At 56.8% G+C, this 14,087-nt stretch carries 8 protein-coding genes and 1 pseudogene; all 9 read left to right on the top strand.

Annotated elements, in window-relative coordinates; all coding sequences use genetic code 11:
• Window positions 1-114 precede the first annotated feature (114 nt).
• The 9 genes and pseudogenes from H7U36_RS11240 (at window position 115) to H7U36_RS11200 (ending at window position 14,058) form a co-directional block, all read left to right on the top strand.
• Window positions 115-1,065, top strand: a complete 951-nt coding sequence (locus tag H7U36_RS11240; protein ID WP_033126646.1) for a D-alanyl-D-alanine carboxypeptidase family protein — start codon at window positions 115-117, stop codon at window positions 1,063-1,065.
• A 408-nt stretch (window positions 1,066-1,473) separates the two neighbouring features.
• A complete protein-coding gene (locus H7U36_RS11235; RefSeq protein WP_243426754.1) occupies window positions 1,474-2,124 on the top strand; it encodes an Rpn family recombination-promoting nuclease/putative transposase in 651 nt (216 codons plus the stop codon).
• Window positions 2,125-2,305: 181 nt separating this feature from the next.
• A pseudogene (locus H7U36_RS11230) lies at window positions 2,306-5,465 on the top strand (UvrD-helicase domain-containing protein).
• 54 nt (window positions 5,466-5,519) lie between these two features.
• Window positions 5,520-6,179 (top strand): YkgJ family cysteine cluster protein, encoded by a 660-nt coding sequence (locus H7U36_RS11225; RefSeq protein ID WP_205156170.1) that lies wholly within the window; start codon window positions 5,520-5,522, stop codon window positions 6,177-6,179.
• Window positions 6,176-7,264, top strand: a complete 1,089-nt coding sequence (locus tag H7U36_RS11220; RefSeq protein ID WP_033126643.1) for a DUF3878 family protein — start codon at window positions 6,176-6,178, stop codon at window positions 7,262-7,264. Before H7U36_RS11225 ends, H7U36_RS11220 begins: the two co-directional genes overlap by 4 nt.
• Window positions 7,265-7,302: 38 nt before the next feature.
• Window positions 7,303-7,938, top strand: coding sequence for an endonuclease III domain-containing protein (locus H7U36_RS11215; RefSeq protein WP_033127101.1), 636 nt, complete (start codon window positions 7,303-7,305; stop codon window positions 7,936-7,938).
• A 93-nt stretch (window positions 7,939-8,031) separates the two neighbouring features.
• A complete protein-coding gene (locus H7U36_RS11210; RefSeq protein ID WP_138303931.1) occupies window positions 8,032-10,323 on the top strand; it encodes an adenosylcobalamin-dependent ribonucleoside-diphosphate reductase in 2,292 nt (763 codons plus the stop codon).
• A 181-nt stretch (window positions 10,324-10,504) separates the two neighbouring features.
• Window positions 10,505-12,337, top strand: coding sequence for an NAD(P)-binding protein (locus H7U36_RS11205; protein ID WP_205156169.1), 1,833 nt, complete (start codon window positions 10,505-10,507; stop codon window positions 12,335-12,337).
• Window positions 12,331-14,058, top strand: a complete 1,728-nt coding sequence (locus tag H7U36_RS11200) for a [FeFe] hydrogenase, group A (RefSeq protein WP_191429028.1) — start codon at window positions 12,331-12,333, stop codon at window positions 14,056-14,058. The genes H7U36_RS11205 and H7U36_RS11200 overlap by 7 nt, the downstream gene beginning before the upstream one ends.
• Window positions 14,059-14,087: the final 29 nt, after the last annotated feature.

Here is a 14,087-nt window from a genome sequence, read left to right as displayed (position 1 = left end):
CCTTTCAGATACTCACAAAGTCTTAATCTTTTCTTAGCAATCAAACAATTTCATATTAAAGTTCCACTCTCCCTCCTCTGGTAGATTAAGAGCCAGAAGAAGGGAGAGAACGCTATGGATAGAAGAAAGAAAAAGCTGCGAAGACGCAGGAGAAACCGGCTCACCGCTGTCTTGCTGGTGCTGATGCTGTTTTTCATATGGCTTGGAGCGAGAAATTATATGAATATGGAGGGACTGGGACTTCCCGGATCCGGGGACGGAGGGAGGCTGTCCGCCTGTCTGGAGGATCTGTACAGTCCCTCGGCGGCTCTGGTGGATGCCGGAACCGGTGAGAAGCTGGGAGCCGCCGGCGGGAGCAGGCGGATCTATCCTGCATCCATGACTAAGATCATGACCGCCGTGGTGGCGCTGGAGCACATCTCCAGCCTGGATGAGACTATCACCATGCCGGGAGATTTCTACGGGCAGCTCTATGAGGAAAACGCCTCCATGGCCGGATTTGAGCCGGGTGAGGAGGTATCGTACCGGGAGCTTCTCTACGGAGCGCTCCTTCCCTCCGGGGCGGAGTGCTGCATGGCCTTTGCGGAGAAAATTGCGGGCAGCGAGAGCGGCTTTGCGGAGATGATGAATGAAAAGGCGCGGGAGCTGGGGATGAGGGACACCCATTTTACCAACTGCACCGGGCTCCACGACAGAAAGCATTACTCTACGGCGGAGGATATGGCCCGGCTTGTGGTGTATGCCCTGAAAAATGACACCTTCCGGCAGGCCTTTACCAGCAGATCCTACACCATGGCATCCACCGCCTTTCATCCCGGGGGATTTACCGTGACAAGCACTCTCTTTGCCAGCCTTTCAGATCCGTCCGTCACAGGGGGAGAGATACTGGGAGGAAAGACCGGGTACACGCAAGAAGCGGGCCTTTGTCTGGCCAGCCTGGCTGAGGTGAATGGAAAAGAGTATGTCCTTGTGACAGCCGGGGCGCCGGGAGATCACCAGAGTGAGCCCTACCACGTGCTGGACGCGGTGAAGGTGTACGGGCGGATCGGAGAAAACGCGGAGTAAAAAATGAATTTCAATCAGATTTAACAACCGGATTTAAATACAAATTTTCTATTGCAGTCCAAAATGAATTATGTTATTCTGAATATGTCAAGGCGGCGCATCTGCCGCCAGGCATACACATCAAGTGCACCGCAAAGTCAAGGCGGCGCATCTGGCTATTCGGAGCCTGATTTCCAGGCATGACCCGATTGTTGCACAACTGAACAGAGCAGGAAATGAGGGCCGTGCCTCCGGTATTCGGACCGGATATGCCAAAAAACAGACATGCCCCTTTTCTGCATGAGCTACCCAGGAAAGGAGAAGGCAAGTGACGAAGAAAAACGACAAGTTTATTATGCTTCCCACCGTGGACGTGTGCTTTAAGGGACTGATGTACAATCCCAAGGTGAGAAAGGGGCGCAGGTCAACATGGAGATGCAGGCGTACCCCTTCGGGCAGTGGGACGCCAGATCCCTGTTTTATCTGAGTAAAATGTACACAGATCAGATCGGGAGGGGCGATCCCTACACGAAGCTGAAAAAGTGTATCCATGTGAGCATACTGGACTTTATCCGCTTTGCGGATGACAGGAAATGCCACCGGATCATCAGCCTGTGCGATGAGCAGACAGGGGAAAAGTACACAGACCATCTGGAGCTGCAGATCCTGGAGCTGAAGAAGCTGCCGGGGGATCTGCGGGAGGACGATGAGGTCATCCAGTGGATGCGCTTCCTGGCTGGGAAGGACCGGAAGGAGTTGGAGGATATGGCAAGTACAAGCGAATATATCGAGGAGGCTTACAGGGAGCTGGAGAGGATGAGCGCGGACGAGAGGGCCAGGCTGGAGTACGAGGCCCGGCAGAAGGCCATCCGGGATCACGATGCCATCATGAGCAGCGCCTGGGAGACCGGCATGGAGAAAGGAATGGAGAAAGGAATGGAGAAAGGTCTGCAGAAAGGCAGAGAGCAGGGCCGGCTGTCTATAGTCCGCCGGATGCTGGAGGGCGGCACCAGCCCGGAAGAGATCATGCGCCTCACCGGGGCCACGGAGGAGGAAGTGGAAAAGGCCCGGAACATGTAGGCCTGCCTGTGACGGGATGCGTGAAAAATGTGGAATAGAAATCTATATATAGAAAATCCAGAATAGAAATCTCCGGGAATTGTATTTTTCCGCCATCCATATTATAATAAATAAGATAAGCCCTGCCCGGGAAAGCGGAGCTGTGGAAACGGGCAGGGCGCAGACGAAAGAGGGAATGATCATGTACATAGCGGACCTTCATATACACTCCCGGTATTCCCGGGCTACCAGTAAGGACTGTACGCCGGAGCACCTGGATCTGTGGGCCAGGCGGAAGGGGATCCACATTGTGGGAACCGGAGATTTCACCCACCCGGCCTGGAGGGAGGAGCTGAAGGAAAAACTGAAGCCCGCGGAGGACGGGCTGTACGTGCTGAAAGACGAATACAGGATAGAGGATGAGACAGTGAGGGGCAGTATGACTCCTCGTTTTGTTGTTACGGGGGAAATCAGCTCCATCTACAAAAAGGGAGGGAGAGTGCGCAAGGTTCACAGCCTGATCCTTCTGCCCGGTCTGGAGGCGGCGGAGGAGATTGCGGGCAGGCTGGAAGAGATCGGAAATATCCATTCTGATGGCCGGCCTATCCTGGGGCTCTCCTGCCATGACCTGTTGGAGATCCTGCTCACCTCCTGCCCGGAGAGCATCTATGTGCCGGCTCATATCTGGACGCCCCACTTCTCCCTGTTCGGGGCTTTCTCCGGCTTTGACACGGTGGGAGGAGTGCTTTGAGGATCTGACGCCCTACATTCACGCAGTGGAGACGGGACTCTCGTCAGACCCACCCATGAACTGGAGAGTGTCTGCCCTGGACAGATACCATCTCATCTCCAACTCAGATGCCCACTCCCCGGCTAAGCTGGGGCGGGAGGCCAACCTACTTGACATCGAGATGTCCTACGAGGGGCTGCGCAGGGCTATCCAGGATGGGACGGGGCTTCAGGGTACCATTGAGTTTTTCCCGGAGGAGGGGAAATACCATCTGGACGGGCACCGGAAATGCGGCCTGTGCCTGACGCCCTCTGAGACGGAAAAATATGGCGGCGTCTGCCCGGTGTGCGGTCGGAAGATTACCATCGGCGTCTCCCACCGGGTGGAGGAGCTGGCCGACCGGCCGGAGGATTATGTCAGGACTGACGGCGCTGCCTTTGAGAGCCTGGTGCCGCTGCCGGAGGTCATCGGCGCATCTCTGGGTCATTCTTCGGTCAGCCGCAAGGTCTTAAGAGAGTATGAGGAAATGCTGGGAAAGCTGGGGCCGGAGTTTGAGATCCTGCGGACGATCCCCCAGGAGGATATCCAGAAGGCGGCGGGCCACCGGATCGCCCAGGGCATCATGCGGCTCAGGCAGGGAAAGGTGGAGCGGATCCCGGGATTTGACGGGGAGTACGGGACAATCCGGCTTTTTACGGCGGACGAGCTTGAGAACACGGATGGGCAGATGGATTTCTTCAGCCTCATCGGCGTGGAGCCGGAAGCCCTCGAAAAGGGGCAGAGGGAGGCGCAGCCCGTCCTTTCAGAAAAGGAGCCGGTGAGCGCTTTGAAGGAGGAGCGGCAGGAGGCAGCTGCCGGCGGCGCTCCTTCCCTCAACCCGGAGCAGCGGGAGGCTGTGAGGAGGATCTGCCGGCATTTGGCGGTGGTTGCCGGGCCGGGCACCGGAAAGACAAAGACCCTGGTGTCCCGGATCCAGTATCTGCTGGAGCACAGGAAGGTAAAGCCCTCCGAGATCACCGCTGTTACCTTCACCAACCAGGCTGCCGGTGAGATGCGGGAGCGGCTGAAAAAGGAGCTGGGAAGCCGGCGGGTCAGCGGTCTGCAGATCGGCACCTTCCACAGCATCTGTCTGCATTTCCTGCGGAAGGCGGGAGTGGAATTCTCCCTGGCAAGCGAGGCTCAGTGCCGGCAGATGGCCGGGGAGGCTGTGTCGGAGGCGGGGCTTTCCGTTGGTGCCGGAAAATTCCTGGAGAGCCTCTCGCGGAAACAGGCGGGCCTGTCCGTGTATGAGGAGGAGCGCTTTCGGCAGGCGGAAGAGCTCTACAAAAAGAAGAAGCAGGAGATGAGGCTCCTTGATTTTGACGACCTGCTTCTGGAGACGCTGAGGCTGCTGGAGGGCGGCGCCCCTGCGGGAAAGCAGTTCACCTGTCTGCTTATCGATGAGTTTCAGGACATCGATCCCCTCCAGTACAGACTTGTGAGAGCCTGGGACCGGGATGCCAGAGAGCTCTTTGTCATCGGGGATCCGAACCAGTCTATCTACGGCTTCCGAGGGGCAGACGCCGGCTGCTTTGAGCGGCTGCGGGCGGATGTGGAGGCGGCCGGCGGGGAGTTCTGTCTGGTGGAGCTTAGGGAGAACTACCGCTCCACGCCCCAGATCCTGGAGGCAGCCCGCAGGACGCAGGGTTGTGAGCCTCTGCATCCCAACTGCCCGGAGGGAGCGCCTGTGCGTCTTCTGAGAGCGGGAAGCGAGCTGGGGGAGGCCATTTTCATCGCCAAGGAGATCGGGCGTATGGCCGGAGGCATCGGCATGCTGGAGGCTCAGGAGCTGTCCGGCAGCAAAGAGAGACAGACAAGGTCCTTTGATGAGATCGCTGTCCTTGCCAGGACCCACTGGCAGGCGGATCTGGTGGAAATGTGCCTGCGAAAAGAGGGGATCCCCTATATCGTGGCCGGCAGGGAGGGCTTTCTGGAGGATGACAAGGTGCAGGGAAGCATCTGCTTCTTTCAGTATCTGGAAAATCCGGAGAACGAGTCCGCGGCGCAGACGGCGGCGGAGCTTCTCCTGGGACTTTCCTGGAACCAGCTGACAGAGGAGATGATCCGTGCCATGGCGGAGAAATACCGCCCTCTCTTTGAAAAGAAGAAGCCGGGGAAATTCCTGGAGATGTGGATGGAGGAACAGGGCCTTCAGAAGGAGGACGCTGTGAAGAAGCTGGCAGCCATGACCGTCTTCTACAAGACCATGCCGGACTTTTTGCGGGATCTTGTGCTGGGCGTGGAGAGCGACCTGAAGCGATGCGGCGGGAAAAATTACACGTCAGGGGCTGTTACCCTGATGACCCTCCACGGTTCCAAGGGCCTGGAGTTCCCGGCAGTGTTCATTTACGGCGCCAGAGAGGGGAATATCCCTCTGGAAAATGAGAAGCGTCCGTCGGATGAAGAAGAGGAGCGAAGACTTCTCTACGTGGGCATGACCCGGGCAAAGGAGGAGCTGATCCTCACCTGCTCCGGGGAGGAGTCCAGGTTCCTGGCAGAGCTGCCTGAGACAGTTCTCAAACGGGAGAAGGAGATCCCGGTAAAAAAGGAGGAGACCTGCCATCAGATGAGCCTCTTTGAGCTGGGAAATTAAGGAATAAAGGCAGCAGCCGGACAGAACAGAAGGAAGAAACAGGAGGATGAGTGGATGAGGAGAAATGTAAGACTGGAGGATATCTCTGACGGAAAGCTCTACACGGCGCAGGACATGGTACGGGCGGACTGCAGAGGCTGCCGGGGATGCTCTGCCTGCTGTCACGGCATGGGAAGCTCCATCCTGCTGGATCCGCGGGATATCTGGCTTTTGACAAAGGGAACCGGGAAGGACTTTGAGGGACTTCTGGCAGAGCATGCAGAGCTTGTCCTGTCGGACGGGATTGTCCTGCCCTGTCTTCGGATGGCGGGAACGGAGGAGACCTGCACCTTTCTGGACCGGGAGGGACGGTGCTCCATCCACCCCTTCAGGCCGGGGATCTGCCGGATGTTTCCCCTGGGGCGGTACTATGAGGAGACGGGATTTCGCTATTTCCTCCAGGTGCACGAGTGCCCCAAGAAGGATCGGACCAAGGTCAGGGTCAGGAGCTGGCTGGACATTCCGGATCTCAAGAGATATGAGACCTATATCTTTGACTGGCACAGCTTTTTGAAAGTCTGTGAGAGGGAGTCAGAGGGGCTGGACGGGGACAGCCTGAAAATACTGCAGATGTATCTGCTTCGCGCATTTTATCAGACGCCCTGGGACGGGGAGGACTTCTATGGGGAGTTCTACAGACGCCTGGCGCAGGTAAAGGAGAAGCTTGGTTTATGATAGAAAGATTTGAAGAGCTGAAGGAATTTCTGCCGGGGCTTCAAAGGGACATGCCGGAGAGCTACGGGAAGCTGGCGGAGATCTTTCAGTTTCATGTGTTTGAACTGCACCTGGGAGAAGACAGGGGCAGGAAGGTGGATTACTATATCCCCTACATGATGAACGATGCCCTGGAGTGCTATCTGGTGCTGAGGGATGCCTGGATGACCGGAGATTATCTGGATCTGGATCAGGAGGAGTACCCTATACAGGGGCAGCTTGCCTGGAGGGATGACCGGTCGGCTCTCATCGTAAAGCAGGGCAGGGAGAATGTATTTACCATCTGGTTTTCTGAGCTGACAGAGGTGTTCCAGTGCTATCAGTATCACCGGATCGGCCACTTCTGGGTAAAGGGGCAGGAGCAGTGGAGACAGCTCGTCTATATGGCGGGGACGGTCTACGAGAAGTACCAGTATCTGGGCGACGCGGCCTGCAATGAGGGCGAGAAGAAATTCATGCGTCTCATCGAATTCCCGCCCTTCCGCTACTGGTCCCCCATAGACGAGCCATTGGACGACCGGTATCCCTCCACCCGGGAGGGAGCCCTGTGCATGCGGGGGCTGGCGCTGGAGGCGGGGGATAAGAGCTACGCCAGGCTGGCCGGCCTGTATGCCAGGTTCCCCTTCGGATTTTTAAAGAAAAAGCTGGCAAGGAAGCTGTGTGACCCGGCAAGGCAGAGACTGTACGAGACGATCTACGGGAAGGTGAGGGCCGCTTCCCTGAAATATCCGAAGAGAGTCTACGGGGAGGCCCTGGACGGGGAGATCCTGAGGGCGAGAAAGCGTGTTCACCAGAGACTGCACCGGGCCGGATTTTGCGGGAAGTATCCCGTCTATACGAGGGGAAACGTGGAAGTGGTGGCCGCGGAGGAGCATCCCTTTACCACCATGGAGGCGGAGGATTTCACCTTCCGCATCCGGTTCATGGTCTCCCGGTGCAAAAAAGAGAAGGATATGGGAAGAAACTGCGGCTTTTTCAAGGGCAGAGGACGTGAGGGCCGGATTGAGGATGATCTGGACATGCTCATGGGAGAGCTGGAAAAATAAGAAAAAGTTGGAAGATAAATCGAAAAGGAGAAGGACAGATGACAAAAAAGCAGAGAGCTCTGGAAGTGATCGAGAGGCTGAAAAAAGAGTATCCAGACGCAGGCTGTACCCTGGACTATGACCAGGCGTGGAAGCTTCTTGTGAGCGTGCGCCTGGCGGCCCAGTGTACAGACGAGAGAGTCAATAAGATTGTGGAAGTGCTGTACGATAAGTACCCTACAGTGGACGCCCTGGCCGATGCGGATGTGGTGGACATCGAGGAGATCGTGCGCCCCTGCGGCCTGGGAAAGAGCAAGGCGAGGGATATCAGCGCCTGTATGAAGATCCTGAAGGAGGAGTACGGCGGGAAGGTGCCGGATGACTTTGACGCTCTTCTTAAGCTGCCCGGTGTGGGAAGAAAGAGCGCCAATCTGATCATGGGCGACGTGTTTGGCAAGCCCGCCATTGTGACAGACACCCACTGCATCCGTCTCGTCAACCGGATCGGGCTGGTGGATGGCATCAAGGAGCCAAAGAAGGTGGAGATGGCTCTCTGGAAGATCATTCCCCCGGAGGAGGGGAGCGACCTGTGCCATAGACTGGTGTATCACGGCCGGGATGTGTGTACGGCAAGGACAAAGCCCCACTGTGACAAGTGCTGTCTGGAGGATATCTGCAAGAAGCAGGGGGTTTAGATAAAGTGCAGATAATGTATAATGTACACTTGAAAAGCACATGATATAGTGGTATTCTGGTATAGCTGACTATGAAAAAAGGAGAAACGTGAAATGACTGTAGAAGAATGGCTGGGCGAGGACAATCAGCTCGGCACAGACATATGGACTAAAAAGTACTGTAATGAAGGCGAGAGCTTTGACGAGTGGGTTGGGCGTATCAGCGGAGGAAATGAAGAGATCGCCCAGTATATCCGGGAAAAAAAGTTCCTGTTCGGCGGCCGGATCCTGTCCAACAGGGGATTGGACAAGGAGGGCAGGAAGGTAACCTACTCTAACTGCTATGTGGTGGATCCTCCGGAGGATAATATTGAGAGCATCTTCGACTGTGCCAAAAAGCTGGCCCGGACCTACAGCTATGGCGGTGGCTGCGGGGTGGATATCTCAAAATTAAGCCCCAGAGGGGCACGCATCAACAATGCGGCAAAGGAGACAAGCGGCTCCGTGTCCTTTATGGAGCTGTATTCCCTTGTGACGGCTCTGATCGGACAGAACGGAAGACGCGGAGCGCTGATGATCTCCATCGACTGTTCCCACCCGGATGTGGAGGAGTTCATTGACCTGAAGACCGATCTGGAGAAGGTCACAAAGGCCAATATTTCCGTGCGCATCCACGAGGACTTCATGGAGGCGGTAAAGAAAAATGAGGACTATCTCCTTCACTATACAAGAGAGGCTACAGGCCAGGTCATCGAGAAGCAGATCAACGCCAGAGAGTTGTTCCGCAAGATCGCGGAGACAAACTGGGACTATGCGGAGCCGGGTGCTCTGTTCTGGGATCGCATCGAGGGATGGAACCTCCTGAGCAACACAAAGGATTTCTCCTACGCAGGAGTCAATCCCTGTGCTGAGGAGCCTTTGCCGGCAGGCGGAAGCTGTCTTCTTGGCAGCATCAACCTGTCCGCCTTTGTAAACGACCCATTTACGGATCACGCTCAGTTTGACTTTGAGGGACTGAAGCACTGCGTGGAGGTATCTGTAGGAGCTCTGAACGAAGTGCTGGAGGAGGGACTTCCTCTTCATCCCCTGGAGGAGCAGCAGGAGAGCGTGGCCCGGTGGCGTCAGATCGGACTTGGCATCATGGGACTTGCCGACTGCCTCATCAAGCTGGGATTGGCTTACGGCGAGGAGGACGCTGTGGCCATGTGCGACAAGATCGGATTTGCCATGGCGGATTCAGCCATTGCCGCTTCCGCAAAGCTGGCAAAAGAGAAGGGCGCCTACCCGGCCTGTGAGATTAACGAGGTCATGAGCACCCCCTATTTCCTGGCAAACACGTCAGAGAAGACAAGGGAACTGGTGAAAAAGTACGGCCTTCGCAACTCCCAGCTTCTGACTATCGCCCCCACAGGAACCCTGTCCACTATGCTGGGCATTTCCGGCGGCATTGAGCCTGTCTACGCAAACTACTATGAGAGAAAGACCGAGTCTCTTCATGGGACAGACGTCTACTATAAGGTGTACACAAAGATCGTGGAGACCTATATGAAGCAGTTTGGCATCAAGAGCGATGCGGAGCTGCCGGATTACTTTGTGACGGCTATGACTCTGGACTACCGCCAGAGGATTGACATGCAGTCCGTATGGCAGCAGCACATTGACGCTTCTATCAGTTCTACGGTAAATGTGCCCAACGGCTTCACCGTGGAGGAGACGGAAGGTCTCTATATGTACGCCTATGAGAAGGGTCTGAAGGGAATCACCATTTTCCGCGACGGCTGCAAGAGGATTGGTATCCTCAATACAGACCTGAAGAAGGAGAAGAAGGAGGTCACCGCAGGCGAGGGCCTGAAGAGAGGCGAGATCCTTCTTGTGACAGACGACGTGGTGGGCAAGAAGCGCAAGCTGGTGACAGGCTGCGGAAGCCTGCACTGTATCGCCCTGTTTGACCCCAACACAGGCGCCCTTCTGGAGACATACCTGAGCAAGGGCTCCACAGGCGGTTGCAACAACTTCATGGTGGGACTGTCCCGTATGATCTCCATCAGCGCAAGGGGCGGCATCAGCATTGAGACCATTGTGGACCAGCTCAACTCCAGCGGCTCCTGCCCCTCCTACACAGCCAGAAGAGTGACCAGGAAGGACACCAGTAGAGGGGCCTGCTGTCCCATGGCAGTGGGAAATGCTCTCATGGATATGTACAATGAGATGCAGGCTGAGCTGGCAGCAAAGGAGAACTGCGAGGCGGAAAAGCCGGTGAAGAAGGTAAAGAAGGTTCCAAAGCCAAAGGCAGTCTCCACAGAGCTGGACAAGGACAAGATGTACTGCCCAGAGTGCGGAGAGCCTCTGATCTTTGAAGAGGGATGTAACATCTGCAAGAGCTGCGGATGGAGCAAATGCCACTAAATAGAATAATATAACAATTAAAGGAAGCTGCACAGCGGCCGGACTCGTAAATGAGCCGGCCGCTTTTTATGACCTTTTTTCGTTAAAAAATCTACTTCCGAAAAATGGGATTACAACAGGCGGCAGGGGTGATATAATAAACAAATCTGTGGTAGGAAAACATTGAGAGGAGAAAGAGAAAATGAGCAGACTAGAGATTAAGGCTCCCAACAGAGCCAGGATTGTCATGGAAGGTCTCTACAAGGATCTGGAGAGACGGATCGAGTCCAGCCCTCCGGGACTGTGTCCCGTGGACATGTCCAGAGCCTTCCTGGAGCTGTGCCACGCCCAGACCTGCGGGAAATGCGTGCCCTGCAGGATCGGACTTGGACAGCTGAACCATTTTATCAAGGACGTGCTGGACGGAAAGGCCACCATGAAGACACTGGACTACATGGAGGAGACAGCCCTCTCCATTATGGAGTCGGCGGACTGCGCCATCGGCTACGAGGCGGCCCGCATGGTCTACAAGGGACTGATGGGCTACCGGGATGACTATGTTGAACATATCAGGAACGGCAGATGTACCTGCAGCTACAACCAGCCTGTGCCCTGCGTGGCCCTCTGTCCGGCTCATGTGGATGTGCCGGGATACATAGCCCTGATCGGGGAGGGGCGCTATGCGGACGCGGTGCGGCTGATCCGCAAGGACAACCCGTTCCCTACCACATGCGGGTTTATCTGTGAGCATCCCTGCGAGGCCAGATGCCGCAGGAATATGGTGGACGATTCGGTCAATATCCGGGGACTGAAGCGGATGGCGGCAGACTATGCAGGTGAGGTGGATCCGCCGGCCTGCGCTCCGTCTACAGGGAAACGGATTGCCGTGCTGGGCGGCGGCCCCGGGGGCCTGAGCGCTGCCTACTATCTGCAGCTCATGGGACATCAGGCTGTAGTCTACGAGATGCTGCCAAAGCTGGGCGGCATGCTCCGGTACGGCATCCCCAACTACCGTCTTCCAAAAGAGCGGCTGGAGGAGGATATTGACTGTATTTTAAAGACAGGAGTGCAGGTAAAGTACGGCATGAAGATTGGCCAGGACATCACCATCCAGCAGCTCAGGAAGGAGTACGACGCAGTGCTCATCACTATCGGCGCCAGCACGGACAAGAAGCTGGGCCTGGAGGGAGAGGACGCACAGGGCGTGCTCTCGGCTGTGCAGTTCCTTCGGAATGTAGGAAAGAACATCATCATGGATCTGACCGGCAAGGAGGTGGCTGTCGTTGGCGGGGGAAATGTGTCCATGGACGCAGTCCGCACGGCAAAGCGCCTGGGAGCCAGGAAGGTCAGCATTGTGTACCGCCGCCGGAGGGCGGATATGACAGCCCTGCCCCAGGAGATCGAGGGGGCCATCGCGGAGGGCGTGGAGCTGCAGACGCTGAAGGCGCCATCATCCATTGATGTGGACGAGGCGGGCCAGGTCAGAGGGCTCTATGTGACGCCCCAGATGGTCAGCGCCATCCGGGACGGCAGAGCCAGCATCCGCCCCACAGGGGAGGAGGACGTCTACATCCCCTGCGACGTGCTCATCGTGGCCATTGGGCAGAACATTGAGACCCGCCACTTTGAGGAGGCAGGCATCCCGGTGGAGAGAGGAAAGATACGCACAAAGAGCACGGGAACCTTTGAGAATATGCCGGGTGTATTTGCGGGGGGAGACTGCGCCAGCGGCCCTGCCTCTGTCATCACGGCCATTGCTGCCGGCAAGGTGGTGGCGGCCAATATTGACGAGTATCTGGGCTATCACCATGAGATATCCTGTGACGTGGACATCCCAGAGCCGGACCTTACGGATCGCTCCCCCTGCGGAAGAGTCAATCTGACAGAGCGGGAGGCCTGTCTGCGGGTGAAGGATTTCGAAGGCGTGGAAAACTGCATGACAGAAAATGAGGCAAAGCAGGAGGCGGGACGTTGCCTGCGGTGCGATCACTTCGGTTACGGCATATTCAAAGGAGGGCGCGAGACGATATGGTAAATCTGACAATTGACGGGAAATCCATTTCCGTAAAAGAAAATACGACAATTATGGAGGCTGCCAGACAGAACGGCATCCCCATCCCCAGCCTCTGCTATCTGAAGGGCATCAACGAGATCGCGGCCTGCCGCGTGTGCGTGGTGGAGCTGGTGGGAAAAGAGCGGCTCATCACATCCTGCAACAACGTGGCCGAGGAGGGCATGGTAATCTTTACCAACAGTCCAAAGGTGCGCAAGGACAGACGGACCAATGTGGAGCTGATCCTGTCCCAGCACGACTGCCAGTGCGTCACCTGCGCCCGCAGCGGCTGCTGCAGCCTGCAGAAGATCGCCAATGACCTGAACATCATCGACATCCCCTACCGCCAGGAGATCGACAGGCGGGAGTGGAACCAGGATTTCCCTCTGATCCGGGACTCCGCAAAGTGTATCAAGTGCATGCGGTGCATCCAGATCTGTGACAAGGTGCAGAAGCTGTCTGTGTGGGATGTGGAGGGGACGGGATCCCGGACCACAGTCAACGTGTCCGGACATATGAATATCGAGGACGCCCCCTGCTCCCTCTGCGGCCAGTGCATCACCCACTGCCCGGTGGGCGCCCTGCGGGAGCGGGACGACACAGAGAAGGTGTGGGACGCCATGGCAGACGAGAAGAAGACCGTGGTGGTCCAGGTGGCGCCTGCTGTCCGCACATCCTGGGGTGAGCAGACGGGGCTGGCCCCGGAGGAGGCCTCTGTAGGGAAGATCATGGATGCCCTGAAGCGAATGGGGGCGGACTATGTGTTTGACACTGTCTTCTCCGCGGACCTGACTATCATGGAGGAGGCCAACGAGTTTGTCAGGAGATTTACGGCGGGAGAGCTGAAAAGCTATCCCATGTTCACCTCCTGCTGCCCGGGCTGGGTGCGTTTTGCCAAATCCCAGTACCCCCACCTTGTGAAATATCTCTCCACAGCCAAGTCGCCCCAGCAGATGTTCGGCGCGGTCATGAAGACCTATTTCGCGGAGAAGATCGGAAAGCGGCCGGAGGACATTTACACGGTATCTGTCATGCCCTGCGTGGCCAAGAAGGCAGAGCGGGAGCAGGAGCTCTTCTATGAGGAATACGCGGGCCACGATGTGGACGCGGTCATCACCACGAGAGAGCTGGTGAAAATGATGCGCTCCGCCCACATCAGCCCGGAGACTCTCCGGGATATACCGGGGGACTCTCCCATGCAGGAGGGGACCGGCGCCGGCGTCATCTTCGGCGTCACAGGGGGCGTCATGGAGGCGGCCCTGCGCACAGCCTACGCGGTGATCACAGGGGAAAATCCGGACGCAGACGCCTTTGAGGCTGTCAGAAGCCCCGGATTTAACGCAAACGAGGGCGTGTCGGAGGCTGAGCTCACCATCAACGGCATCCGGATCCGTACTGCTGTGGTGAGCGGACTTGGAAACACCAGGACTCTTCTGGACAGGATGGAGAAGGGGGAGGTGCAGTACGACTTTGTGGAAGTCATGGCCTGCCCCGGCGGGTGCGTGGGAGGGGGCGGACAGCCCATCCACGACGGGCAGGAGCTGGCCTTTGACAGAGGCAGGCAGCTCTACCGGCTTGACAGCGACTGCAAAATCCGTTTTTCTCATGAAAATCCGGATATCCGGAAGCTCTATGAGGAGTACATGGGGCAGCCATTGTCCCATAAGGCTCACATGCTGCTCCACACAGAGCACGGAATGTAGGTTAAATCTTTGTAAAATGGTAGAATTTC

Origin of the sequence: Faecalicatena fissicatena (assembly GCF_016900595.1) — a bacterium.
GTDB lineage: Bacteria > Bacillota > Clostridia > Lachnospirales > Lachnospiraceae > Claveliimonas > Claveliimonas intestinigallinarum.
This window is presented reverse-complemented; position numbering and strand designations above follow the sequence as displayed.